Origin of the sequence: Pseudomonas sp. TWI628 (genome assembly GCF_039673865.1) — a bacterium.
GTDB lineage: Bacteria > Pseudomonadota > Gammaproteobacteria > Pseudomonadales > Pseudomonadaceae > Aquipseudomonas.
Genome location: NZ_JBDJMM010000036.1, coordinates 19,456 through 43,604 on the forward strand (window position 1 = coordinate 19,456; position 24,149 = coordinate 43,604).

The 24,149-nt window shown below is 58.5% G+C and carries 35 protein-coding genes; 33 read left to right on the top strand and 2 right to left on the bottom strand.

Features of this window, described 5'->3' with window-relative positions; all coding sequences use genetic code 11:
- Positions 1-5 precede the first annotated feature (5 nt).
- The 31 genes from tuf to bfr all read left to right on the top strand — a co-directional run bounded on the left by tuf (position 6) and on the right by bfr (position 17,270).
- Positions 6-1,199 (top strand): elongation factor Tu, encoded by a 1,194-nt coding sequence (gene tuf, locus ABE528_RS23735; protein ID WP_028614144.1) that lies wholly within the window; start codon positions 6-8, stop codon positions 1,197-1,199.
- A 142-nt stretch (positions 1,200-1,341) separates the two neighbouring features.
- Positions 1,342-1,653: a 30S ribosomal protein S10 gene (gene rpsJ / locus ABE528_RS23740; protein ID WP_003186070.1), complete on the top strand. Its 312-nt coding sequence runs from the start codon at positions 1,342-1,344 to the stop codon at positions 1,651-1,653.
- A gap of 80 nt (positions 1,654-1,733) precedes the next feature.
- A complete protein-coding gene (rplC, locus tag ABE528_RS23745) occupies positions 1,734-2,369 on the top strand; it encodes a 50S ribosomal protein L3 (RefSeq protein WP_027917847.1) in 636 nt (211 codons plus the stop codon).
- Positions 2,370-2,381: 12 nt separating this feature from the next.
- Complete coding sequence (gene rplD / locus ABE528_RS23750; protein WP_027917846.1) at positions 2,382-2,984, top strand: 50S ribosomal protein L4; 603 nt, start codon at positions 2,382-2,384, stop codon at positions 2,982-2,984.
- The gene (rplW, locus tag ABE528_RS23755) at positions 2,981-3,280 is read left to right on the top strand and encodes a 50S ribosomal protein L23 (RefSeq protein ID WP_003255484.1); all 300 of its coding nucleotides are present in this window, start codon (positions 2,981-2,983) and stop codon (positions 3,278-3,280) included. The genes rplD and rplW overlap by 4 nt, the downstream gene beginning before the upstream one ends.
- 14 nt (positions 3,281-3,294) lie before the next feature.
- Positions 3,295-4,119, top strand: coding sequence for a 50S ribosomal protein L2 (gene rplB / locus ABE528_RS23760; RefSeq protein WP_003255483.1), 825 nt, complete (start codon positions 3,295-3,297; stop codon positions 4,117-4,119).
- Between the two features lie 16 nt (positions 4,120-4,135).
- Positions 4,136-4,411, top strand: coding sequence for a 30S ribosomal protein S19 (gene rpsS, locus ABE528_RS23765; protein WP_003255482.1), 276 nt, complete (start codon positions 4,136-4,138; stop codon positions 4,409-4,411).
- Between the two features lie 11 nt (positions 4,412-4,422).
- The gene (rplV, locus tag ABE528_RS23770) at positions 4,423-4,755 is read left to right on the top strand and encodes a 50S ribosomal protein L22 (protein ID WP_003103908.1); all 333 of its coding nucleotides are present in this window, start codon (positions 4,423-4,425) and stop codon (positions 4,753-4,755) included.
- Between the two features lie 13 nt (positions 4,756-4,768).
- A complete protein-coding gene (gene rpsC / locus ABE528_RS23775) occupies positions 4,769-5,455 on the top strand; it encodes a 30S ribosomal protein S3 (protein WP_003255481.1) in 687 nt (228 codons plus the stop codon).
- A 12-nt stretch (positions 5,456-5,467) separates the two neighbouring features.
- Entirely contained in the window at positions 5,468-5,881 is a 414-nt protein-coding gene (gene rplP / locus ABE528_RS23780; RefSeq protein ID WP_003255479.1) for a 50S ribosomal protein L16, read from the top strand.
- On the top strand, positions 5,881-6,072 hold the full coding sequence (rpmC, locus tag ABE528_RS23785; protein ID WP_002555481.1) for a 50S ribosomal protein L29: 192 nt from the start codon (positions 5,881-5,883) through the stop codon (positions 6,070-6,072). The genes rplP and rpmC overlap by 1 nt, the downstream gene beginning before the upstream one ends.
- A 2-nt stretch (positions 6,073-6,074) precedes the next feature.
- Positions 6,075-6,341: a 30S ribosomal protein S17 gene (gene rpsQ / locus ABE528_RS23790; protein WP_008089812.1), complete on the top strand. Its 267-nt coding sequence runs from the start codon at positions 6,075-6,077 to the stop codon at positions 6,339-6,341.
- Between the two features lie 23 nt (positions 6,342-6,364).
- The gene (gene rplN, locus ABE528_RS23795; RefSeq protein ID WP_008089810.1) at positions 6,365-6,733 is read left to right on the top strand and encodes a 50S ribosomal protein L14; all 369 of its coding nucleotides are present in this window, start codon (positions 6,365-6,367) and stop codon (positions 6,731-6,733) included.
- An 11-nt stretch (positions 6,734-6,744) separates the two neighbouring features.
- Positions 6,745-7,059 (top strand): 50S ribosomal protein L24, encoded by a 315-nt coding sequence (gene rplX, locus ABE528_RS23800; protein WP_003255476.1) that lies wholly within the window; start codon positions 6,745-6,747, stop codon positions 7,057-7,059.
- Positions 7,060-7,079: 20 nt separating this feature from the next.
- On the top strand, positions 7,080-7,619 hold the full coding sequence (rplE, locus tag ABE528_RS23805; RefSeq protein ID WP_003255474.1) for a 50S ribosomal protein L5: 540 nt from the start codon (positions 7,080-7,082) through the stop codon (positions 7,617-7,619).
- Positions 7,620-7,632: 13 nt separating this feature from the next.
- Entirely contained in the window at positions 7,633-7,938 is a 306-nt protein-coding gene (rpsN, locus tag ABE528_RS23810) for a 30S ribosomal protein S14 (RefSeq protein ID WP_012316516.1), read from the top strand.
- Between the two features lie 209 nt (positions 7,939-8,147).
- Positions 8,148-8,540: a 30S ribosomal protein S8 gene (gene rpsH / locus ABE528_RS23815; protein ID WP_019097628.1), complete on the top strand. Its 393-nt coding sequence runs from the start codon at positions 8,148-8,150 to the stop codon at positions 8,538-8,540.
- A gap of 12 nt (positions 8,541-8,552) precedes the next feature.
- Positions 8,553-9,086 carry a 50S ribosomal protein L6 gene (gene rplF / locus ABE528_RS23820; protein WP_054887033.1) on the top strand — a complete coding sequence of 178 codons (534 nt, stop codon included), beginning with the start codon at positions 8,553-8,555 and terminating at the stop codon, positions 9,084-9,086.
- Between the two features lie 10 nt (positions 9,087-9,096).
- Complete coding sequence (rplR, locus tag ABE528_RS23825; protein ID WP_003255467.1) at positions 9,097-9,447, top strand: 50S ribosomal protein L18; 351 nt, start codon at positions 9,097-9,099, stop codon at positions 9,445-9,447.
- Between the two features lie 3 nt (positions 9,448-9,450).
- Positions 9,451-9,951: a 30S ribosomal protein S5 gene (gene rpsE / locus ABE528_RS23830; protein ID WP_003255465.1), complete on the top strand. Its 501-nt coding sequence runs from the start codon at positions 9,451-9,453 to the stop codon at positions 9,949-9,951.
- 2 nt (positions 9,952-9,953) lie between these two features.
- Positions 9,954-10,130, top strand: a complete 177-nt coding sequence (gene rpmD, locus ABE528_RS23835; protein ID WP_003255463.1) for a 50S ribosomal protein L30 — start codon at positions 9,954-9,956, stop codon at positions 10,128-10,130.
- Between the two features lie 3 nt (positions 10,131-10,133).
- Entirely contained in the window at positions 10,134-10,568 is a 435-nt protein-coding gene (gene rplO, locus ABE528_RS23840; protein ID WP_003255461.1) for a 50S ribosomal protein L15, read from the top strand.
- The gene (secY, locus tag ABE528_RS23845; protein WP_016393394.1) at positions 10,569-11,900 is read left to right on the top strand and encodes a preprotein translocase subunit SecY; all 1,332 of its coding nucleotides are present in this window, start codon (positions 10,569-10,571) and stop codon (positions 11,898-11,900) included.
- A gap of 28 nt (positions 11,901-11,928) precedes the next feature.
- The gene (gene rpmJ, locus ABE528_RS23850) at positions 11,929-12,045 is read left to right on the top strand and encodes a 50S ribosomal protein L36 (protein WP_002555468.1); all 117 of its coding nucleotides are present in this window, start codon (positions 11,929-11,931) and stop codon (positions 12,043-12,045) included.
- Positions 12,046-12,176: 131 nt separating this feature from the next.
- Positions 12,177-12,533 (top strand): 30S ribosomal protein S13, encoded by a 357-nt coding sequence (gene rpsM / locus ABE528_RS23855; protein ID WP_003255457.1) that lies wholly within the window; start codon positions 12,177-12,179, stop codon positions 12,531-12,533.
- A gap of 18 nt (positions 12,534-12,551) precedes the next feature.
- On the top strand, positions 12,552-12,941 hold the full coding sequence (rpsK, locus tag ABE528_RS23860; RefSeq protein WP_003255454.1) for a 30S ribosomal protein S11: 390 nt from the start codon (positions 12,552-12,554) through the stop codon (positions 12,939-12,941).
- Between the two features lie 15 nt (positions 12,942-12,956).
- Positions 12,957-13,577 carry a 30S ribosomal protein S4 gene (rpsD, locus tag ABE528_RS23865; RefSeq protein ID WP_027917844.1) on the top strand — a complete coding sequence of 207 codons (621 nt, stop codon included), beginning with the start codon at positions 12,957-12,959 and terminating at the stop codon, positions 13,575-13,577.
- 22 nt (positions 13,578-13,599) lie between these two features.
- A complete protein-coding gene (gene rpoA / locus ABE528_RS23870) occupies positions 13,600-14,601 on the top strand; it encodes a DNA-directed RNA polymerase subunit alpha (protein ID WP_003255452.1) in 1,002 nt (333 codons plus the stop codon).
- A 42-nt stretch (positions 14,602-14,643) separates the two neighbouring features.
- Positions 14,644-15,030, top strand: coding sequence for a 50S ribosomal protein L17 (rplQ, locus tag ABE528_RS23875; RefSeq protein ID WP_003255451.1), 387 nt, complete (start codon positions 14,644-14,646; stop codon positions 15,028-15,030).
- 172 nt (positions 15,031-15,202) lie between these two features.
- Positions 15,203-16,642 (top strand): catalase, encoded by a 1,440-nt coding sequence (locus ABE528_RS23880; RefSeq protein ID WP_346654218.1) that lies wholly within the window; start codon positions 15,203-15,205, stop codon positions 16,640-16,642.
- 163 nt (positions 16,643-16,805) lie between these two features.
- Positions 16,806-17,270, top strand: a complete 465-nt coding sequence (bfr, locus tag ABE528_RS23885; RefSeq protein ID WP_003257116.1) for a bacterioferritin — start codon at positions 16,806-16,808, stop codon at positions 17,268-17,270.
- Positions 17,271-17,342: 72 nt separating this feature from the next.
- Here bfr and uvrA read toward each other — a convergent pair whose 3' ends face one another.
- Positions 17,343-20,177, bottom strand: coding sequence for an excinuclease ABC subunit UvrA (gene uvrA, locus ABE528_RS23890; protein ID WP_346654219.1), 2,835 nt, complete (start codon positions 20,175-20,177; stop codon positions 17,343-17,345).
- Between the two features lie 129 nt (positions 20,178-20,306).
- On the opposite strand from uvrA, the gene ABE528_RS23895 reads away from it, so the two are divergent.
- Both ABE528_RS23895 and ABE528_RS23900 read left to right on the top strand, forming a co-directional pair.
- Positions 20,307-21,701: an MFS transporter gene (locus tag ABE528_RS23895; protein ID WP_152956289.1), complete on the top strand. Its 1,395-nt coding sequence runs from the start codon at positions 20,307-20,309 to the stop codon at positions 21,699-21,701.
- A gap of 9 nt (positions 21,702-21,710) precedes the next feature.
- On the top strand, positions 21,711-22,259 hold the full coding sequence (locus ABE528_RS23900; protein WP_103448767.1) for a single-stranded DNA-binding protein: 549 nt from the start codon (positions 21,711-21,713) through the stop codon (positions 22,257-22,259).
- A 92-nt stretch (positions 22,260-22,351) separates the two neighbouring features.
- On the opposite strand, the gene ABE528_RS23905 is transcribed toward ABE528_RS23900, so the two are convergent.
- The gene (locus tag ABE528_RS23905) at positions 22,352-23,752 is read right to left on the bottom strand and encodes a PLP-dependent aminotransferase family protein (RefSeq protein ID WP_152956288.1); all 1,401 of its coding nucleotides are present in this window, start codon (positions 23,750-23,752) and stop codon (positions 22,352-22,354) included.
- Between the last annotated feature and the right edge of the window lie 397 nt (positions 23,753-24,149).

Below are 24,149 nucleotides of genomic sequence, written 5' to 3' on the forward strand. Positions count from 1 at the left end.
CTGTCGTGGCTAAAGAAAAATTTGATCGTTCCCTTCCCCACGTTAACGTCGGCACCATCGGCCACGTTGACCACGGTAAGACCACTCTGACCGCAGCTCTGACTCGCGTCTGCTCCGAAGTTTTCGGTTCGGCCGTCGTAGAGTTCGACAAAATCGACTCGGCTCCAGAAGAAAAAGCGCGCGGTATCACCATCAACACCGCTCACGTCGAGTACAACTCGAACATTCGTCACTACGCTCACGTTGACTGCCCAGGTCACGCTGACTACGTGAAGAACATGATCACCGGTGCTGCCCAGATGGACGGCGCGATCCTGGTTTGCTCGGCCGCCGATGGTCCGATGCCACAAACCCGTGAGCACATCCTGCTGTCCCGTCAGGTTGGCGTTCCGTACATCGTGGTCTTCCTGAACAAGGCTGACCTGGTAGACGACGCTGAGCTGCTGGAACTGGTCGAGATGGAAGTTCGCGACCTGCTGTCCACCTACGACTTCCCAGGCGACGACACCCCGATCATCATCGGTTCGGCTCGTATGGCCCTGGAAGGCAAAGACGACAACGAGATGGGCACCACTGCCGTCAAGAAACTGGTTGAAACTCTGGACAGCTACATCCCAGAGCCAGAGCGCGCTATCGACAAGCCGTTCCTGATGCCAATCGAAGACGTATTCTCGATCTCGGGTCGTGGTACCGTTGTTACCGGCCGTATCGAGCGTGGCATCGTCCGCGTTCAGGATCCGCTGGAAATCGTTGGTCTGCGTGACACCACCACCACCACCTGCACCGGTGTTGAGATGTTCCGCAAGCTTCTGGACGAAGGCCGTGCTGGCGAGAACTGCGGCGTTCTGCTGCGTGGTACCAAGCGTGACGACGTTGAGCGTGGCCAGGTTCTGGTCAAGCCAGGTTCGGTCAAGCCGCACACCAAGTTCACCGCAGAAGTCTACGTCCTGTCGAAGGAAGAAGGCGGTCGTCACACTCCGTTCTTCAAAGGCTACCGTCCTCAGTTCTACTTCCGTACCACTGACGTGACCGGTAACTGCGAACTGCCGGAAGGCGTTGAAATGGTAATGCCAGGTGACAACATTCAGATGACTGTTACCCTGATCAAGACCATCGCAATGGAAGACGGTCTGCGCTTCGCTATCCGTGAAGGCGGTCGTACCGTCGGCGCCGGCGTCGTAGCCAAAATCATCGAGTAATCACTCGACCGATTGAAAAAAACCCCCGCTCAGCGGGGGTTTTTTTTATTGGGTTGACACTAAATTGGGGCGTCTATAGAATCACGCCTCCTTTTAGCGGGCGTAGTGCGTCCGTTGGGAACAGCCTGGAGTCTGAAATCCAATGCAAAATCAGCAAATCCGAATCAGGTTGAAGGCTTTCGACCATCGCCTGATCGACCAATCCACCCAGGAAATCGTGGAAACCGCGAAACGTACTGGTGCACAAGTGCGTGGTCCAATTCCACTGCCTACCCGCAAAGAGCGTTTCACCGTTCTGGTCTCCCCGCACGTCAACAAAGACGCGCGTGACCAGTACGAGATTCGCACTCATAAGCGCGTTCTGGACATCGTCCAGCCAACGGATAAAACCGTTGATGCGCTGATGAAGCTTGATCTGGCGGCAGGTGTGGAAGTACAGATCAGCCTCGGCTAAGACTTCGGTCTAGTCGTGTAACGCTCTGAAATGGGCGGCCATAGCGGGTGAAAGCCCCGTACACTCATGAGGTTTACAACATGACTATTGGTGTAATCGGTCGCAAGTGCGGTATGACCCGCATTTTCACCGAAGAAGGTGTCTCCATTCCGGTCACGGTCATTGAGATCGAGCCGAATCGTGTCACCCAGTTCAAAACTGAAGAAACCGATGGCTACCGTGCAGTGCAAGTCACTGTCGGCGAGCGTCGTGCTTCGCGTGTGACTGCCGCTCAGGCAGGCCACTTCGCCAAGGCCAACGTTGCCGCTGGTCGCGGTGTCTGGGAGTTCCGTCTTGAAGAAGGCGAGTTCCAGGCTGGCGACTCGATCAAAGCTGAACTCTTCACTGCAGGCCAGCTGGTTGACGTTACTGGTCAGTCCAAAGGTAAAGGCTTTGCCGGTACCATCAAGCGCTGGAACTTCCGTGGCCAGGACAACACCCACGGTAACTCCGTGTCGCACCGTGTCCCAGGTTCCATCGGCCAGTGCCAGACTCCTGGTCGTGTGTTCAAGGGCAAGAAAATGTCCGGTCACATGGGCGCCGAGCGCGTGACTGTTCAGTCCCTGGAAGTAGTTCGCGTAGACGCTGAGCGCAACCTGCTGCTCGTCAAGGGTGCCGTTCCTGGCGCTACTGGCGGCGACGTGGTTGTACGTCCAGCTGTCAAGGCTCGCGGTTAAGGGGATACTGACATGCAACTTAATGTAAATGACGCTCAGGCGATCGAAGTTTCCGAACTGGCTTTCGGTGGCGAATTCAACGAGACGCTGGTACACCAAGCAGTCGTGGCCTACATGGCCGGCGGCCGTCAGGGCACCAAGCAGCAGAAGACCCGTTCCGACGTGGCTGGTGGCGGTAAGCGCCCATGGCGTCAGAAGGGTACTGGCCGTGCTCGTGCTGGTACCACTCGTGGTCCGATCTGGCGTGGCGGTGGTGTAACCTTCGCAGCTCGTCCTCAAGATCACTCGCAGAAGCTCAACAAGAAGATGTACCGCGCAGCCCTGCGCTCCATCCTCGCTGAGCTGGTGCGTAGCGACCGTCTGGTCGTGGTTCAGGACTTCGCTGTTGAAGCGCCGAAAACCAAAGATCTGCTGAACAAGCTGAACGGCATGGGTCTGAACGACGTACTGATCGTTTCCGACGCTGTTGATCAGAACCTGTACCTGGCTGCTCGCAACCTGCCGCACGTCGACGTACGTGACGTTCAAGGTTCCGACCCGGTCAGTCTGATCGCATACGAGAAGGTGTTGATCACCGTCTCGGCCGTGAAGAAATTCGAGGAGCTGCTGGGATGAACCAGGAACGCGTATTCAAAGTCCTCCTTGGCCCGCACGTTTCCGAGAAGGCTACCGTTCTGGCTGAGAAAAAAGGCCAGTTCGTATTCAAGGTTGCTACCGATGCAACCAAGCTGGAAATCAAGAAAGCTGTCGAAGGCCTGTTCAACGTAAAAGTTGAAAACGTGTCGACTGTTAACGTTCTGGGTAAAACCAAGCGTACCGCACGTGGTCTGGGCAAGCGTAATGACTGGAAGAAGGCGATCGTCTCCCTTCAGCCAGGCCAAGATCTCGATTTCAGCAGCAGTGCTGAGTAAGGAAGGGGTGCATCATGGCAATCGTTAAATGCAAACCGACTTCCCCTGGCCGCCGTTTCGTGGTCAAGGTGGTCAACAAGGAGCTGCACAAAGGCGCTCCTCACGCACCGCTGATCGAGAAAAAATCGAAGTCTGGTGGTCGTAACAACAATGGCCGCATTACCACTCGTCACGTTGGTGGTGGTCACAAGCAGCATTACCGTCTGGTCGACTTCCGTCGCAACGACAAAGATGGCATCCCAGCCACTGTCGAGCGTATCGAATACGATCCAAACCGTACTGCTCACATCGCCCTGCTGTGCTACGCAGACGGTGAGCGTCGCTACATCATCGCCCCTAAAGGCGTAAGTGCTGGCGACCAGCTGATCGCAGGTGCCCTGGCCCCAATCAAGGCCGGTAACTCCCTGCAACTGCGCAACATTCCAGTGGGTAGCACCATTCACGGCATCGAACTGAAGCCGGGTAAAGGTGCTCAGATCGCACGTTCCGCTGGTGCTTCGGCTCAGCTGATCGCTCGCGAAGGTGTCTACGTGACCCTGCGTCTGCGCTCTGGTGAAATGCGTAAAGTCCTGGCTGAGTGCCGTGCGACCCTGGGCGAAGTCTCGAACTCCGAGCACAGCCTGCGTTCGCTGGGTAAAGCTGGTGCCAAACGCTGGCGCGGCGTTCGCCCAACCGTTCGTGGTGTTGCCATGAACCCGGTTGACCACCCACATGGTGGTGGTGAAGGTCGTACCTCCGGTGGTCGTCATCCGGTATCGCCATGGGGCTTCCCAACCAAGGGTGCGAAGACCCGCGGTAATAAGCGTACCGACAACATGATCGTCCGTCGTCGCAAGTAACTAGAGGGATACGACAGTGCCACGTTCTCTGAAAAAAGGTCCTTTTATCGATCTTCACCTGTTGAAGAAGGTCGAAGTGGCGGTGGAGAAGAACGATCGCAAGCCAGTTAAAACCTGGTCGCGTCGTTCGATGATCCTGCCACAAATGGTCGGTCTGACCATCGCGGTTCACAACGGTCGCCAGCATGTCCCAGTTCTCGTGAACGAAGACATGGTCGGCCACAAACTGGGCGAGTTCGCCGGTACCCGCACCTATCGCGGGCACGTGGCTGACAAGAAAGCCAAGCGTTAAGGGGTAAGGAAATGGAAGTAGCCGCTAAGTTGTCGGGCGCTCGCATCTCCGCCCAGAAAGCCCGCTTGGTCGCCGACCAGATCCGCGGGAAGAAGGTGGGCGAAGCGCTCAACCTGTTGGCCTTCAGCAGCAAAAAAGCCGCTGAAATCATGAAGAAAGTCCTCGAGTCGGCCGTAGCCAACGCCGAACACAACGAAGGCGCAGACGTTGATGACCTGAAGGTCTCCACCGTCTTCGTCAACGAAGGGCGTTCGCTGAAGCGCATCATGCCACGTGCCAAAGGCCGTGCTGATCGCATCGTCAAGCGGTCTTGCCATATCACTGTCAAGGTTGCGGACAAGTAACGGAGTCGATCAGATGGGTCAGAAAGTACATCCCACTGGCATTCGCCTGGGAATCGTCAAGGAGCACACCTCCGTCTGGTACGCAGACGGTGCTACTTACGCAGATTACCTGTTGAAGGATCTGAAAACGCGTGAGTACCTCCAAGACAAACTAAAAAGCGCGTCCGTAAGCCGTATCGATATTCATCGTCCGGCTCAAACTGCACGCATCACCATCCACACCGCTCGTCCAGGTATCGTTATCGGGAAGAAAGGTGAAGATGTCGAGAAGCTGCGTCAGGACCTGACCAAGCAGATGGGTGTGCCTGTGCACATCAACATCGAAGAGATCCGCAAGCCGGAACTCGACGCTATGCTGGTTGCGCAGAGCGTAGCTCAGCAGCTGGAACGCCGCGTAATGTTCCGTCGTGCCATGAAGCGCGCCGTACAGAACGCCATGCGTATTGGTGCCAAGGGCATCAAGATCCAGGTGAGCGGTCGTCTCGGCGGTGCTGAGATTGCTCGTACCGAGTGGTATCGCGAAGGTCGTGTGCCTCTGCACACCCTGCGTGCCGATATCGACTACAACACCTACGAAGCTCACACCACTTACGGTGTGATCGGTGTGAAGGTTTGGATCTTCAAAGGCGAAGTTATTGGTGGTCGCCAAGAAGAACTGAAACCACAAGCACCAGCGCCTCGTAAAAAAGCTGCTAAGTAAGGGGTACGCCAAATGTTGCAACCAAAGCGTACAAAATTCCGCAAGCAGATGACTGGCCACAACCGTGGTCTGGCACTGCGCGGTAGCAAAGTCAGCTTCGGCGAATTCGCCCTGAAAGCTGTTGCTCGCGGTCGCCTCACCGCTCGCCAGATCGAGTCCGCACGTCGTGCGCTGACCCGTCACGTTAAGCGTGGCGGTAAGATCTGGATCCGTGTGTTCCCGGACAAGCCGATCTCCAAGAAGCCTCTCGAGGTTCGTATGGGTAAAGGTAAGGGCTCCGTGGAATACTGGGTTGCCCAGATCCAGCCAGGCAAAGTCCTGTACGAGATCGAGGGTGTTTCTGAAGAGCTGGCGCGCGAAGCTTTCGCCCTGGCTGCTGCAAAGCTGCCTCTCGCCACCTCCTTTGTTAAGCGGACGGTGATGTGATGAAAGCGAATGAACTTCGTGAAAAATCTGCACAGCAACTGAATGAGCAACTGCTCGGCTTGCTGCGCGACCAGTTCAATCTGCGTATGCAGAAAGCAACTGGCCAGTTGGGGCAGTCGCACCTGCTCTCGCAAGTTAAGCGTGACATCGCTCGCGTGAAAACTGTGCTTAACCAGCAGGCAGGTAAGTGATCATGGCTGAAGCTGAAAAAACCGTCCGTACGCTGACTGGCCGTGTCGTCAGCGACAAAATGGACAAGACCATCACCGTTCTGATCGAGCGTCGCGTAAAGCACCCGATCTACGGTAAATACGTTAAGCGTTCGACTAAGCTGCACGCGCACGACGAATCCAACCAGTGCAAAATCGGCGACAAGGTTTCCATCCGTGAAACCCGTCCGCTGGCCAAGACCAAGTCCTGGGCACTGGTTGAAGTCCTCGAACGCGCTGTTGAAGTCTAAGGGCTAGGGGTCGGAGAAATTTTATGATTCAGACTCAATCCATGCTCGATGTGGCCGATAACAGCGGCGCTCGTCGCGTCATGTGCATCAAGGTGCTCGGCGGTTCGCACCGCCGTTACGCCGGCATCGGTGACATCATCAAAGTAACCGTCAAGGAAGCAATTCCGCGCGGTAAGGTCAAAAAAGGCCAGGTGATGACCGCTGTTGTCGTCCGTACCCGTCACGGTGTACGTCGCGCTGACGGTTCCATCATTCGTTTCGACGGCAACGCTGCTGTTCTGCTGAACACCAAGCAAGAGCCGATCGGCACTCGCATCTTCGGGCCAGTGACCCGTGAACTTCGTACTGAGAAGTTCATGAAGATCGTCTCGCTCGCCCCTGAAGTGCTGTAAGGAGATCCGACATGCAAAAGATTCGTCGTGACGACGAGATCATCGTGATCGCCGGCAAAGACAAAGGTAAGCGCGGTAAGGTGCTGAAGGTTCTGGCTGATGACCGTCTGGTTATCGGTGGCGTGAACCTGGTCAAGCGTCATACCAAGCCTAACCCGATGGCGGGCGTTCAGGGCGGTATCGTCGAAAAAGAAGCGCCTCTGCACGCTTCCAACGTTGCCATCTTCAACGGCGAAACCAACAAGGCTGACCGCGTTGGTTTCAAAGTAGAAGACGGTAAGAAAATTCGTGTCTTCAAGTCGACCCAAAAAGCGGTTGATGCTTGAACACTGCTAGGTAGAAGACCATGGCACGACTGAAAGAGATTTACCGGAACGAAATCGCTCCTAAGCTTAAGGAAGAACTTAAGCTGTCGAACGTGATGGAAGTTCCGCGCGTTACCAAGATCACCCTGAACATGGGTCTGGGCGAAGCGATCGGCGACAAGAAAGTCATCGAGCACGCTGTTGCTGACCTGGAAAAGATCACCGGTCAAAAGCCGGTCGTGACTTTCGCTCGTAAATCCATCGCGGGCTTCAAAGTCCGTGAAGGGTGGCCGATCGGCGTCAAGGTGACCCTGCGTAGCGACAAGATGTACGAATTCCTGGACCGCCTGCTGGCGATCTCCCTGCCTCGGGTTCGCGACTTCCGCGGCCTGAATGCCAAGTCCTTCGACGGTCGTGGCAACTACAGCATGGGCGTGAAAGAGCAGATCATCTTCCCGGAAATCGATTACGACAAGATCGATGCTCTGCGCGGTTTGGACATCACCCTGACCACCACTGCTCGTTCGGATGACGAAGGCCGCGCTCTGCTGCGTGCATTCAAATTCCCGTTCCGCAACTGATTGGAGTAGGATAATGGCCAAGAAGAGCATGAAAAACCGCGAGCTGAAGCGTCAGCTCACGGTAGCCAAGTTCGCCAAAAAGCGTGCTGAGCTGAAAGCGACCATCGTCAACCTGAACGCCTCTCCAGAAGAGCGTTTCGCTGCCGTTGTCGCTCTGCAGAAGCAGCCACGTGATGCCAGCGCTGCGCGTCTGCGCAACCGTTGCCGCCTGACCGGTCGTCCTCACGGTGTATACCGTAAGTTCGGCCTGGGCCGTAACATGCTGCGTCAAGCTGCAATGCGCGGTGACGTACCAGGCCTGGTCAAAGCCTCCTGGTAATTGCTGCAGGTGTGATCCCGGTGGGAGGGGAGCAATCTTCCGACCGCCGGTGACCTCGCCAACAAACAAGCCCCCTCGTGGGGCTTGTTTCGTTTCTGCCTTATGTCTAGAATGACCGGCTCACCCGAGCCTGGGTTTTTTACCCTGCCCGTTCGGGTGGTTGTGATAGCCGCAAGGCTAATATTTCTTGTATCAGGAGCATCTAGCCCATGAGTATGCAGGACCCGTTAGCGGACATGCTAACTCGCATCCGTAATGCCCAGATGGCTGAAAAGTCCGTCGTAAGCATGCCTTCCTCCACTCTGAAGGTTGCGGTTGCCAAAGTTCTGAAGGACGAAGGTTACATCGCTGGCTACCAGGTTACTGGTGAAGCCAAGCCTTCCCTGTCGATCGAACTGAAGTACTTCGAAGGCCGTCCGGTCATCGAGGAACTGAAGCGCTCCAGCCGTCCAGGCCTGCGCCAGTACAAGTCCGTCACTGAGCTGCCGAAAGTACGTGGCGGCCTGGGCGTGTCTATTGTCTCCACCAACAAAGGTGTGATGACTGATCGCGCTGCGCGCGCTGCCGGTGTCGGCGGCGAAGTTCTCTGCACAGTGTTCTAAGGGGGGATAGACATGTCTCGCGTCGCTAAGAACCCCGTTAAGCTGCCATCTGGTGTCGAAGTCAAATTCGCTGGCCAGCAGCTTTCGGTGAAGGGTGCCAAAGGCACTCTCGAACTGAACGTTCACTCGTCTGTTGAAGTTACCGAAGAGTCTGGTGAGCTGCGTTTCGTCGCTCGCAATGGTGACCAGCAAGCTCGTGCCATGGCCGGTACTACCCGCGCTCTGGTCAACAACATGGTCCAAGGCGTAAGCCAAGGCTTCGAGCGTAAGCTCCAGCTGGTCGGTGTTGGTTACAAGGCACAGGCCAAAGGCACCGTCCTGAACCTGGCCCTGGGCTTCTCTCACCCAGTGGACTACGAACTGCCAGCCGGCATCACCGCTGAAACGCCTAGCCAGACCGACATCCTGATCAAGGGTATCGACAAGCAGCTGGTAGGTCAGGTGGCCGCTGAAATCCGCGGGTTCCGTCCGCCAGAGCCTTACAAAGGCAAGGGTGTGCGTTACGCGGACGAAGCAGTCCGTCGTAAAGAAGCCAAGAAGAAGTAGGGCCTAGCAAATGACCGACAAAAAAGTTATTCGACTGCGTCGCGCTCGCAAAGCACGTCTCAAGATGCACGAACTCGAAGTCGTGCGCCTGTGCGTGTTCCGCTCCTCGCAGCACATCTACGCCCAGGTCATTTCGGCCGACGGCAGCAAGGTTCTGGCAAGCGCCTCGACCTTGGACAAAGACCTGCGTGATGGCGCCACTGGCAACATCGACGCGGCCACTAAGGTTGGCAAGCTGGTAGCTGAGCGTGCGAAAGCCGCCGGTGTATCTCAAGTTGCCTTTGACCGTTCCGGCTTCAAGTACCATGGCCGCGTCAAAGCGCTGGCTGATGCTGCTCGTGAAGGCGGGCTGGAGTTCTAAGTTATGGCAAATAACGATCAAAAGCGCGACGAAGGCTACATCGAGAAGCTGGTTCAAGTTAACCGCGTAGCCAAAACCGTTAAAGGCGGCCGTATCTTCACCTTCACCGCGCTGACCGTGGTTGGTGATGGCAAGGGTCGCGTTGGTTTCGGCCGTGGCAAATCGCGCGAAGTACCTGCTGCGATCCAGAAAGCCATGGAAGCTGCTCGTCGCAACATGATCCAGGTTGACCTGAAGGGCACCACCCTGCAGTACGCCACCAAGGCTGCCCACGGCGCCTCGAAGGTTTACATGCAGCCTGCCTCGGAAGGTACCGGTATCATCGCCGGCGGCGCCATGCGTGCCGTCCTGGAAGTTGCTGGTGTTCAGAACGTCCTGGCCAAGTGCTACGGTTCGACCAACCCAGTGAACGTGGTTTACGCCACCTTCAAGGGTCTGAAAGCCATGCAATCTCCTGAGTCCATTGCTGCCAAGCGCGGCAAGAGCGTTGAGGAGATCTTCTAATCATGGCAACCGTAAAAGTAACGCTGATCAAGAGCGTCTCGGGCCGCCTGCCTAACCACAAACTGTGCGTTAAAGGTCTGGGTCTGCGTCGCATCGGTCACACTGTAGAAGTCCAGGATACTCCCGAGAACCGCGGGATGATCAACAAGGCTTACTACATGCTGAAGGTCGAGGGCTAATCGATGAAACTCAATGATCTGAGTCCAGCGCCGGGTTCCCGTCGCGAGAAGCATCGTCCAGGTCGTGGTATCGGTAGCGGTCTGGGTAAGACCGGCGGCCGTGGCCACAAGGGTCAGACCTCCCGTTCCGGTGGTTCGATCGCTCCTGGCTTCGAAGGCGGTCAACAGCCGCTGCACCGTCGTCTGCCGAAGTTCGGCTTCGTTTCCCTGAAAGCCATGGACCGCGCTGAAGTGCGTCTGTCCGAGCTGGCCAAAGTGGAAGGCGACGTGATCTCCGTGCAGTCCCTGAAGGATGCCAACGTGATCAACCAGCACATTCAGCGTGTGAAAATCATGCTGTCTGGCGAAGTTACTCGCGCAGTCACCATCAAGGGCATCGCAGCCACCAAGGGTGCGCGTGCGGCTATCGAAGCAGCTGGCGGCAAATTCGAGGAATAAATGGCTAAGCAAGGTGCTCTCTCTTCGCTCGGTAAGGGCGGGATGTCGGAACTCTGGGCTCGTCTGCGCTTTCTGTTCATGGCGATCATCGTCTATCGGATAGGTGCGCATATCCCGGTTCCTGGCATCAATCCAGACCGTCTGGCGGATCTGTTTCGGCAGAATGAGGGGACCATTCTTAGCTTGTTCAACATGTTTTCCGGTGGCGCGCTTGAGCGCATGAGCATCTTTGCACTGGGGATCATGCCGTACATCTCGGCATCGATCATCATGCAGCTGATGACGGCGGTCAGCCCGCAACTGGAGCAGTTGAAGAAGGAAGGTGAAGCTGGCCGTCGCAAGATCAGCCAGTACACCCGCTACGGCACCGTTATCCTGGCACTGGTTCAAGCCATTGGCATGTCCATTGGCCTGGCCAACCAGGGCGTGGCGTTTTCTGTAGGTCTCGGCTTCTATGTCGTTGCCGTCTCCACCTTCGTGGCAGGCGCGATGTTCATGATGTGGCTGGGCGAGCAGATCACCGAGCGCGGTGTGGGTAACGGTATCTCGATGTTGATCTTCGCAGGTATCGTTGCCGGTCTTCCGAGAGCAATCGGGCAGTCTTTCGAGTCTGCACGCACAGGCGATATCAACATTTTCGCCCTGGTCGCAATCGGTTTGCTTGCAGTAGCGATCATCGGTTTCGTGGTGTTCATTGAGCGTGGTCAGCGTCGTATCGCCGTTCACTACGCCAAGCGTCAGCAGGGCCGCAAGGTCTTTGCCGCGCAGACCAGCCACTTGCCGCTGAAGGTGAACATGGCGGGGGTTATCCCGGCCATTTTCGCGAGCAGCATTCTGCTGTTCCCGGCTTCGCTGGGTGCCTGGTTCGGTCAGTCCGAAGGTATGGGCTGGCTGCAGGACATCTCGCAGTCGATCGCTCCTGGTCAGCCGTTGAACATTCTGCTGTTTAGTGCAGGGATCATTTTCTTCTGCTTCTTCTACACAGCGTTGATGTTCAACCCGAAAGACGTAGCGGAAAACCTGAAGAAGTCCGGTGCCTTTATTCCGGGTATCCGTCCTGGTGAGCAGTCTGCGCGCTACATTGATGGCGTTCTGACTCGTTTGACCATGTTCGGTGCTCTTTACATGATGGCCGTCTGCCTTCTGCCCCAGTTCCTGGTGGTGGCAGCAAATGTGCCGTTCTACCTTGGCGGGACCTCGTTGCTGATTGTGGTAGTGGTTGTGATGGACTTCATGTCCCAAGTACAATCGCACCTCGTTTCGCACCAGTACGAATCCCTGATGAAGAAAGCCAACCTGAAAGGCTACGGCGGCAGCGGTCTGCTGCGCTGATACGCCCCTAAGGTTCGAGGAGTCGGTAATGAAAGTTCGTGCATCGGTGAAAAAGCTGTGCCGTAACTGCAAGATCATCCGTCGCGAAGGCGTCGTACGAGTGATCTGCAGCGCGGAACCGCGTCACAAACAGCGCCAAGGCTGAGTGTGATCTGCGCTTCAAACCCAGCAGCTAGTGTGCTGCTGGGTTGATTATTCGTTTCTACAGCGATATTATCTCGCGCCCTATTTCTTGGCTTCCGGGGCGTAGGTAGCTGTCAATTGGAGTCCCACTGAATGGCCCGTATTGCAGGCGTCAACATTCCAGATAACAAGCATACTGTTATCTCGCTGACCTACATCTATGGTGTCGGTCGCACAACTGCGCAGAAGATCTGTGCAGACGCTGGTGTCAACCCAGCCGCAAAGATCAAGGATCTGAGCGACGAGCAAATCGAAACCCTGCGTGGCGAAGTCGCGAAGTTCACCACCGAAGGTGACCTGCGTCGTGACATCAACATGAAGATCAAACGCTTGATGGACCTGGGCTGCTACCGTGGCCTGCGTCATCGTAAAGGTCTGCCGGTTCGCGGTCAGCGCACCAAGACCAACGCACGCACCCGTAAGGGCCCGCGTAAGCCGATCCGCAAGTAACCGCCCGGGAATATAGACATGGCAAAACCTGCTGCTCGTCCTCGTAAGAAAGTCAAAAAGACAGTGGTTGATGGCATCGCCCACATCCATGCGTCTTTCAACAACACCATCGTGACCATCACCGACCGTCAGGGCAATGCTCTGTCGTGGGCTACCTCCGGTGGTTCGGGTTTCCGTGGTTCGCGCAAATCCACCCCGTTCGCAGCCCAGATTGCTGCTGAGCGTGCTGGTCAAGCTGCGCTGGAATATGGTCTGAAGAACCTCGACGTCAACGTCAAGGGTCCAGGTCCAGGTCGTGAATCCGCCGTTCGTGCATTGAACAGCTGCGGCTACAAGATCGCCAGCATCACCGACGTGACGCCAATCCCGCATAACGGGTGCCGTCCGCCGAAGAAGCGTCGCGTGTAATCAGGAGACAGAAGAATGGCACGTTACATTGGTCCAAAATGCAAACTGTCTCGTCGTGAAGGCACCGACCTGTTCCTGAAGAGCGGCGTTCGCGCTCTGGAATCGAAGTGCAACATCGAAGCAGCCCCAGGTATCCACGGCCAGCGCCGTGGCCGTCAGTCCGACTACGGTACCCAGCTGCGCGAGAAACAAAAAGTCCGTCGTATCTACGGTGTTCTGGAGCGTCAGTTCCGCGGTTACTACCAAGCTGCTGCCTCGAAAAAAGGCGCAACCGGTGAGAACCTGCTGCAACTGCTCGAGTGCCGTCTGGATAACGTCGTTTACCGTATGGGCTTCGGCTCGACTCGTTCCGAGTCCCGTCAGCTGGTTTCGCACAAAGCGATCAGCGTCAACGGTAAGACTGTAAACATTCCATCCTACCAAGTTCGTCCGGGTGACGTGGTCGCGGTTCGCGAGAAGTCGCTGAACCAGCTGCGCATTGTTCAAGCCCTTGAACTGTGCGCCCAGCGTGGCCGCGTTGAGTGGGTAGACGTAGATTCCGCTAAGAAGTCGGGCGTTTTCAAGAACGTTCCAGCTCGTGGCGATCTGTCTGCCGACATCAACGAAAACCTGATTGTCGAGCTCTACTCCAAGTAAGGGCTAGAAAATAGGTGCATCCATGCAGATTTCGGTAAATGAGTTCCTGACTCCCCGCCATATTGATGTGCAGGTAGTCAGTCCGACCCGCGCCAAGATTACGCTCGAGCCTCTCGAGCGTGGTTTCGGCCATACCCTGGGCAACGCGCTGCGCCGCATCCTGTTGTCCTCCATGCCTGGCTGTGCAGTAGTCGAGGCCGAGATCGATGGCGTACTCCATGAGTACTCCGCGATCGAAGGTGTTCAGGAAGACGTAATTGAAATCCTGTTGAACCTGAAAGGCCTGGCTATCAAACTGCACGGTCGTGACGAAGTTACGCTGACCTTGTCGAAAAAGGGTTCGGGGGTGGTTACCGCTGCCGATATTCAGCTGGATCACGATGTCGAGATCGTCAACCCCGATCACGTAATCGCGAACCTGGCGTCCAACGGCGCCCTGAACATGAAGCTCACCGTAGCTCGTGGTCGCGGTTACGAGCCGGCTGACTCCCGTCAAACCGACGAAGACGAAAGCCGGAGCATTGGCCGTCTGCAGCTGGACGCTTCGTTTAGCCCGGTGCGTCGTATCGCCTATGTGGTCGAAAACGCCCGTGTTGAACAGCGTACCAACCTGGACAAGCTGGTCATTGATCTGGAAACCAACGGCACCCTGGATCCTGAAGAGGCTATCCGCCGCGCTGCGACCATCCTGCAACAGCAGCTGGCCGCGTTCGTCGACCTCAAAGGTGACAGCGAGCCTGTCGTAGTCGAGCAGGAAGACGAGATCGATCCGATCCTGCTGCGCCCGGTTGACGACCTGGAACTGACTGTACGTTCGGCCAACTGCCTCAAGGCGGAGAACATCTACTACATCGGCGACCTGATTCAGCGTACCGAAGTAGAGCTGTTGAAGACTCCTAACCTGGGCAAGAAGTCCCTGACCGAAATCAAGGACGTCCTGGCCTCTCGTGGTCTGTCTCTCGGCATGCGCCTCGACAACTGGCCGCCTGCAAGTCTTAAGAAAGACGACAAGGCGACCGCCTGATCGTCGTAATCACCGAACGTAGTGTTTGGTAAGGAATGAATCATGCGTCATCGTAAAAGTGGACGTCACCTGAGCCGTACCAGCTCTCACCGCAAGGCTATGTTCCAGAACATGGCAGTGTCGCTGATCGAGCACGAGCTGATCAAAACCACCCTGCCGAAAGCCAAGGAACTGCGCCGCGTTGCCGAGCCGCTGATCACCCTGGCCAAGGAAGACAGCGTTGCTAACCGTCGTCTGGCCTTCGACCGTACCCGTTCGAAGTCCGCTGTTGGCAAACTGTTCAACGACCTGGGCAAGCGTTACGCCACCCGTCAGGGCGGCTACCTGCGCATCCTGAAGTGCGGTTTCCGCGCTGGCGACAACGCGCCTATGGCGTATGTCGAGCTGGTTGATCGTCCGGTCGGCGGTGCTGTAGAAGCTGCTGAGTAAGACGTTCTGTCTGCTACAAAGAACCGGGCCTAGTGCCCGGTTTTTTGTGTCTGCATGTATTGTTTATTTCTATTGATACAAGTTATGTAATGAATTTGTTCTGAAACTACCGCTCGTCGATACTCCTTCTCAAGCCGTTTAGTCGGCACTCGAAGACCGATAAGGAGAGCCCATGAGCAAGATTCTCACCACCGCCAGCGGTGCACCTGTAGCCGACAACCAGAATTCCCGTTCCGCTGGCCCGCGCGGCCCGCTGCTGCTCGACGACTTCCACCTGATCGAGAAGCTCGCCCACTTCAACCGCGAGAACATCCCCGAGCGCCGTGTACACGCCAAAGGCTCCGGAGCCTACGGCACCTTTACCGTCACCCGCGATATCACCTCGTACACCAGCGCCAAGCTGTTCGAACAGATCGGCAAGCAGACCGAGACTTTCCTGCGCTTCTCGACGGTCGGTGGCGAGCGCGGCTCGGCGGATACCGAGCGCGACCCTCGTGGCTTTGCGGTGAAGTTCTACACCGAGGAAGGCAACTGGGACATCGTTGGCAACAACACGCCGGTGTTCTTCATCCGCGACCCGCTCAAGTTCCCGGACTTTATCCACACCCAGAAGCGCCACCCGCAAACCAACCTGAAGAACGCTCAGATGATGTGGGACTTCTGGTCGCACTCGCCTGAAGCACTGCACCAGGTCACCATCCTGTTCTCCGACCGTGGTATCCCGGACGGCTACCGGCACATGCACGGCTTCGGTAGCCACACCTACAGCCTGATCAATGCCCAAGGCGAGCGCACCTGGGTCAAATGGCACTTCAAGACCCAACAAGGCATCAAGAACCTGGCCCCGGCTGACGCAGCCCGCCTGGCCGGTACCGACCCGGACTACGCCCAGCGGGACCTGTTCGAGGCCATCGAGCGTGGCGACTTCCCGCGCTGGACCGTATGCATCCAGGTAATGAGTGAGGCCGAGGCGGCCAACCGCGATGAGAACCCGTTCGATGTGACCAAAACCTGGTCGCAGAAGGACTACCCGCTGATCGAAGTCGGTGTGCTGGAGCTCAACCGCAACCCGCTCAACTACTTCGCTGAAGTGGAGCAGGCTGCGTTCGGCCCGAGCAACATGGTTCCGGGTGTCGGCCTGTCGCCTGACCGCATGTTGCAGGGGCGCGTATTCGCTTACGCCGATGCACATCGCTACCGTGTGGGCACCAACCACCAGCAGCTGCCGGTAAACGCCCCGCGCAGCCCGGTAAACAGCTACCAGCGTGACGGTTCGATGGCCATGGGCAGCTACGGCAGTGCGCCGAACTATGAGCCCAACAGCTACGCCGATGCGCCAAAGCAGTCGCCACGCCATGCTGAACCCGCATTGGCTCTCAGCGGCGCGGCGGACCGCCACGACCACCGCGATGACAACGACTACTACAGCCACGCCGGGGCGTTGTTCCGCCTGATGAGTGATGAACAGAAGACTCTGCTGATCAGCAATATTGCCGGCACCATGGCGGGCGTGAGCGACGATGTGATCCAGCGTCAGTTGCAGTACTTCTTCAAGGCCGACCCAGCCTACGGCGAAGGTATCGCCAAGGCATTGGGCGTGAATCTCGCTTAAGTCGAAGTGATAAGTAGAACCGCCCTCATTTGGGCGGTTTTTCAATGAATATCACTACTGTTTAACCGATTTTTTGCTTCTAATTGCGCGGTTTTCAGTGACCTCGTGCAAAAGCTGGTTCACACTATGTGCATTAGTCGTTTTCACAGGGAGAATCAGGGCGATGCAAGGTCACCCGGACGTAATCAACTACCTCGTCACGTTGCTGAAGGGCGAACTGGCCGCACGCGACCAGTACTTCATCCACTCGCGTATGTACGAAGACTGGGGCTTGTCCAAGCTCTACGAGCGTATCAACCACGAGATGGAAGAAGAGACCCAGCACGCTGATGCCCTGATGCGCCGTATCCTGATGCTCGAAGGCACTCCCGACATGCGCGCGGACGACCTCGAAGTGGGCAGCACCGTGCCGGAAATGATCGAGGCCGATCTCAAGCTGGAGTACAAGGTGCGTGGCGCGCTGTGCAAAGGCATTGAGCTGTGCGAGTTGCACAAGGACTACATCAGCCGCGACATCCTGCGCGCGCAGCTGGCTGACACCGAAGAAGATCACACCTACTGGCTGGAGAAGCAGCAGGGCCTGATCAAGGCCATCGGCCTGGAGAACTACCTGCAGTCGCAGATGTAAGTTATCCACAGCTTCACGAAAAAGCCCCTGGCACCAACGGTACCAGGGGCTTTTTCATGTCACCGGCAACTGTCAGGCCCGGTCACGCTCCAGCAGTGGCTTGAGGTAATGCCCGGTATACGACTGCTTCATCTTGGTCAGTTCTTCCGGCGTACCACAGGCGATGATCTGCCCACCCTTGGATCCGCCTTCCGGCCCCAGGTCCACCAGCCAGTCGGCGGTCTTGATTACATCCAGGTTGTGCTCGATCACCACCACGGTGTTGCCGTGGTCACGCAGGCGATGCAGCACGTCCAGCAGTTGCTGGATGTCGGCGAAGTGCAGGCCGGTGGTCGGCTCGTCGAGGATGTACAAGGTCTTGCCGGTGTCGCGTTTGGACAGCTCACGGGACAGCTTCACCCGTTGCGCCTCACCACCAGATAGCGTGGTCGCCGACTGCCCCAGCTTGATGTACGAAAGCCCCACGTCCATCAGCGTCTGCAGCTTGCGCGCCAGCGCCGGTACCGCATCGAAGAACTCGCGGGCATCCTCGATGGTCATTTCCAGCACCTCGTGGATGTTCTTGCCCTTGTACTTGATCTCCAGGGTTTCGCGGTTGTAGCGCTTGCTCTTGCACACGTCGCACGGCACGTAGATGTCCGGCAGGAAGTGCATCTCGACCTTGATCAGGCCGTCGCCCTGGCAAGCCTCGCACCGGCCGCCCTTGACGTTGAACGAGAAGCGCCCCGGGCCGTAGCCGCGCGAGCGCGATTCCGGCACGCCGGAGAACAGCTCGCGAATCGGCGTGAAGATGCCGGTGTAGGTCGCCGGGTTCGAGCGCGGCGTGCGGCCGATCGGGCTCTGGTCGATGTCCACCACCTTGTCCAGATGCTGCAGGCCGTCCATGCTGCTGTGCGGCGCGGCCTCCAGGCTGCTCGCGCCGTTGAGGGCAGTGGCGGCGAGCGGGAACAGGGTGTTGTTGATCAGCGTCGACTTGCCCGAGCCGGACACGCCGGTCACGCAGGTCAGCAGGCCGATCGGGATTTCCAGGTCGACGTTCTGCAGGTTGTTGCCGCGCGCGCCTTTGAGCTTGAGCTGCAGCTTCTTGTCGCGCGGGGTGCGCTGGGCCGGCACGACGATCTTCTTGCGCCCGGACAAGTACTTGCCGGTCAGCGAATCAGGGTGGTCCATGACCTCCTGCGGCGAACCCTCGGCGACAATCTGGCCACCGTGCACACCGGCACCCGGGCCGATGTCCACCACGTAGTCGGCCAGGCGGATGGCGTCCTCGTCGTGTTCTACCACGATCACGGTGTTACCCAGGTCGCGCAGGTGGTTGAGGGTGGCCAGCAGGCGGTCGTTGTCCCGTTGATGAAGACCGATGGACGGCTCATCAAGGATGTACATCACCCCGACCAGGCCGGCACCGATCTGGCTGGCCAGGCGGATACGCTGGGCTTCACCGCCAGACAGCGTATCGGCACTGCGGTCGAGGGTCAGGTAGTCGAGGCCGACGTTGACCAGGAACTGCAGGCGCTCGCAGATCTCCTTGAGGATCTTCGCCGCGATCTCGCCGCGGCGGCCGGTCAGGGTCAGGTCACCGAAGTAGTTGCTGGCTTCACCAATCGGCAGGTTGGTCACCGCCGGCAGGGTCTTCTCGCCAACCCACACATGGCGGGCTTCGCGGCGCAGGCGGGTGCCACGGCAGTCCGGGCAGGGCTGGGTGCCGAGGAATTTGGCCAGCTCTTCACGCACGGTGGCCGACTCGGTTTCGCGGTAGCGGCGCTCCAGGTTCGGCACGATGCCTTCGAACGGATGCGAGCGCTTGACGATATCGCCACGGTCGTTGAGGTACTTGAAGTCGACGCTCTGCTTGCCGCTGCCCTGCAGGATCACCTTCTGGTGCTCGGCTGACAGTTGGCCGAACGGCTCCTCCAGGCTGAAGCCATAATGCGCGGCCAGCGAGCCAAGCATCTGGAAGTAGTAAACGTTGCGCCGGTCCCAGCCGCGAATCGCACCTTCGGCCAGGGTCAGCTCGCTGTTGACCAGGCGCTTGGTGTCGAAGAACTGCTTCACGCCCAGGCCGTCGCAGGTCGGGCAGGCGCCGGCAGGGTTGTTGAAGGAGAACAGCTTCGGCTCCAGTTCGCTGATCGCGTGGCCGCACAGCGGGCAGGCGAAGCGTGCCGAGAAGATCATCTCTTCACCTGGCTCGTCGTCCATGGGCGCCACCAGGGCGATGCCGTCGGCCAGCTTCAGCGCGGTCTCGAACGACTCGGCCAGGCGCTGCTGCAGGTCGGCGCGGACCTTGAAACGGTCCACCACTACGTCGATGCTGTGCTTTTTCTGCTTGTCCAGCTTGGGCAGTTCGTCCAGCTCATACAGCTTGCCGTTGACCCGCGCACGGACGAAGCCCTGTGCGCGCAGCTCGTCGAACACCGCCAGGTGTTCGCCCTTGCGCTCGCGCACCACCGGGGCCAGCAGCATCAGCTTGCTGCCTTCCGGGCGTTCCAGCACCAGGTCGACCATCTGGCTGATCGTTTGCGCTTCCAGCGGAATGTCGTGGTCCGGGCAGCGTGGCGTACCCACGCGGGCATACAGCAGGCGCAGGTAATCGTAGATCTCGGTGATGGTGCCCACCGTGGAGCGGGGGTTGTGCGACGTCGACTTCTGCTCGATGGAAATGGCCGGCGACAGGCCTTCGATGGTGTCGACGTCGGGCTTTTCCATCATCGACAGGAATTGCCGGGCATAGGCCGAGAGCGATTCCACGTAGCGGCGCTGGCCCTCGGCGTAGAGGGTGTCGAACGCCAGGGACGACTTGCCGGATCCGGACAGGCCGGTGATCACGATCAGCTTGTCCCGCGGCAGGGTCAGGTCGATGTTCTTCAGGTTGTGGGTACGCGCCCCACGAATCAGGATCTTGTCCACTGCGGCCTCGCTTGGCGGGCATAAACAAGGAAGTATACGGCGCGCTGCCAGTACGCGGCAAAGCGTCGCGTAGATGCCGTCAAGCTGTCGGACTGATAGAATCGCCGCCGGTTCACACGAGGTTTATCCATGCACGACACCCACAACGAGCGCATGAGCAGCGGCGAAACCCGCGCTGCTAGCGGCCTGGCCCTGGTCTTTGCCTTTCGTATGCTGGGCATGTTCATGGTCTTGCCGGTGCTGGCCACCTACGGCATGGACCTGGCCGGCGCCACGCCCGCGCTGATCGGCCTGGCCATTGGCGCCTATGGCCTGACCCAGGCAGTGTTGCAGATCCCGTTCGGGATGATTTCCGACCGCATTGGCCGCCGCCCGGTCATCTACCTGGGGCTGGTGGTCTTCGCCCTGGGCAGCCTGTTGGCGGCCCAGGCAGACTCCATCTGGGGGGTAATCGCCGGGCGTATCCTGCAGGGTGCAGGGGCGATTTCCGCGGCAGTCATGGCTTTGCTCTCGGACCTGACCCGCGAGCAGCACCGGACCAAAGCGATGGCGATGATCGGCATGAGCATCGGCTTGTCGTTCGCCGTGGCCATGGTTATCGGCCCATTGCTCACGAGCCACTTCGGCTTGTCAGGATTGTTCCTGGCCACCGCAGGACTTGCCCTGGTCGGCATCCTGCTGATTGCCTTCGTCGTCCCCAATACACACAGCACCTTGCAGCACCGCGAGTCGGGTGTGGCGCGCCAGGCGCTCGGCCCGACCCTGCGTCATCCGGACCTTCTGCGCCTGGATGCGGGCATTTTCATCCTCCACGCCATCCTCATGGCCAGCTTCGTCGCGCTGCCTCTGGCATTCGTCGAACGCGGCGGCCTGCCCAAGGAACAGCACTGGTGGGTGTACCTGACCGCGCTGCTGATCTCATTTTTTGCAATGATCCCGTTCATCATCTACGGCGAAAAAAAGCGCAAGATGAAACGTGTGTTGGCCGGTGCGGTCAGTGTGCTGCTGCTGACGGAAGTGTTCTTCTGGCAGTGGGCTGACGGTTTGCGCGGACTGGTGATTGGCACCGTGGTATTCTTTACCGCATTCAACCTGCTGGAGGCTTCGTTGCCTTCGCTGGTGAGCAAGGTGTCGCCTGCTGGTGGCAAGGGGACGGCGATGGGGGTGTACTCCACCAGCCAGTTCCTCGGCGCCGCCCTGGGAGGAATCCTCGGTGGCTGGCTGTTCCAGCACGGTGGGCTGAACATGGTGTTCCTTGGTTGCGCAATCCTGTGTGCCATCTGGTTGGTCGTCGCCTTGCGCATGAACGAGCCGCCGTATGTGACCAGTTTGCGCATGCCGCTGACGCCAGAGGCAGTTCGGGAAGCCGGCTTGACCGAGCGCCTGATGGCCGTGCCGGGTGTGACCGACGCCGTGGTGGTGGCAGATGAAGCCGCCATCTATATCAAACTGGATACGAAAATTTTGGACCGTGCGACCCTCGAGCGACTGGTGAATCCAGCCTCTTCGGCGTGCGAAGCCTAGGAGAACGTTATGGCCCGTGGGGTTAACAAAGTCATTCTGGTCGGCACCTGTGGCCAGGATCCCGAAGTCCGCTACCTGCCCAACGGTAACGCCGTGACCAACCTGAGCCTGGCTACCAGCGAGCAGTGGACCGACAAGCAGTCGGGCCAGAAGGTCGAGCGTACCGAGTGGCACCGTGTGTCGCTGTTCGGCAAGGTCGCCGAAATTGCCGGCGAATACCTGCGCAAAGGCTCGCAGTGCTACATCGAAGGCAAGCTGCAGACCCGCGAGTGGGAAAAGGACGGCATCAAGCGTTACACCACCGAGATCATCGTCGACATCAACGGCACCATGCAGCTGCTCGGCGGTCGTCCGCAGGGCCAGCAGCAGGGCGGTGACCCGTACAATCAGGGTGGCGGCAACTACAACCAGGGTGGCGGTCAGCAGCAACAGTACAACCAGGCTCCGCCACGCCAGCAGGCTCAGCGCCCGCAGCAGCAACAGCGCCCGGCGCCGCAGCAGCCAGCACCGCAGCCAGCGGCTGACTTTGACAGCTTCGATGATGATATTCCGTTCTGATTGAACGGTCTGGCGTCTGGCTGGAACAAAAAACCCAGGGCATTTGCCCTGGGTTTTTTTATGCCTGCCGTCTCAACGCTCGTAGGGTCAATTCAATAAAACAGCCGTGGCTCTGGCGAATCCAGCAGGCTCGCCAGTTTGGTCAGGGCAAAGCCCAGCTCCTGGCGGCTGGGGGCCATCAAGGCAATGCGCACCCCACATGTGGCGTGGCTGCGCTCGGGCAGGAACTGGCTGCCACTGACCACCGTGACGCCATTGTTGCGCGCCAGATTGGCGAACTCGTCGCTGGTCCAGGGCTCGGGCAGCTCCAGCCAGATGTGGAAGCTGTTGGGTTGGCTGCGGATCTTGTACTTGCCGAGGATCTCGCACGCCATATGCTGGCGGGCAGCGGCCTCCTCGCGCTGCACCTGCACCAACTGGTCGGCCATGCCACTGTTGATCAGGTTGCTGGCCAGCTGGGCCATCAGCGGCGATGGCATCCAGACGCTGCTGCGGACCATCGACGACAGCCGCGAGAGGGTTTGCGGCGGGGCGTACAGGTAGCCGATGCGCAGCGCCGGCAGCACGCTTTTGGACAGGCTGGTGAGGTAAACCGAGCGCTCAGGGGCATAGGCGGCAAGCGGCTGGTAATCCGGGGCGGGTTCGAGAAAGCCGTAGATGTCGTCATCGACGATGAACAGGTCGAACTCGCGAGCGATTTGCGCAATGGCCTCGCGCCGCGCGTGGGGCATGATCGAGTTGGTCGGGTTCTGGTGCGTCGTGACGCAAACCAGCAGCGAAGGGCGATGTTGCAGGCATGCCGCACGCAGGGCCTCGGGAATCAGGCCGAACTCGTCCACGGCCACGCCACGCAAGCGACGGCCCATGCTGTGGGCCAGGGAGATGATGCCTGGGTAGCAGAACGACTCGCACAGCACCACATCATCGCTCTTCGACAGGCTGCTGATGGCCACCAGCAAACCATGCTGGGCGCCGGACGTCAGCACCACCTGCTGCCAGCGGGCTTCGGGTAGCCAACGCCTGATCCAGGCCGCGCCGGCCTGCTTGTGCGTCGCATGGCCGCCCTCGGTGACATAGTCCAGCACCTGGGCCAGGTCGGGCGCCTCGGCCAGCTCGTTGATGGCGCCGCGCAGCCAGTCGGTCATGTGGGCGTCATTGGGCTTGATGATCGACAGGTCGATCTGCCCGCTGTCGCGCTCGGCGCTGACGGCCAAGGGCCGCACAGGCGCAGGCGGGGCAGGGGGCTGCGCCTGACGCTGCGGCAGCACGAAAGTCCCGCGCCCGACTTCGCCCACCACCAGGCCGCGCTTGGCGGCTTCGTCATAGGCTCGGCCGATGGTGCCGGGCGTCACGTCCAGTGACTCGGCCAGGTCCTTGAGGGTTGGCAAGCGTTCGCCAGCCACCAGCCGGCCGCTGCCGATGTCCTGTTCCAGGGCGTCGGCGATCATCAGGTAGACCGGCTGCGCCAGGTCGCTGTAGTGAGGAACCCACATAGAAATGGCACCAGAATCTGCGAGAACGCGGAAGCCTAGCACGAATGGTCTGATGGAAGTAATTGTGTTTTCTTACACGTAAATTACCTCGATTGAATCGCATCGATCTTCTGGTCGCAGGCTTCGAGATGCGACGCTTACCGGAGCTCAAGCAGCTTGGGCTCCGACAGTCGCACGTTGAAAAATCAGAAACCTTTTGAAATCAATGGTTTGATCTGATCAATGCAATCGTCTCTCGGTACGCAAGATAAAAGACATTGAGTCGATGTTATTTTTGTAATTACAATGATTGCGTCGATTCAATGCGCTAGCCTTTCCCCGGCTTCTGTCGCTCAATCGTCCCGCTGTGACCGGCTTCATAAAACATAAACATCTGCCGCCGACACCGACTGGCCTC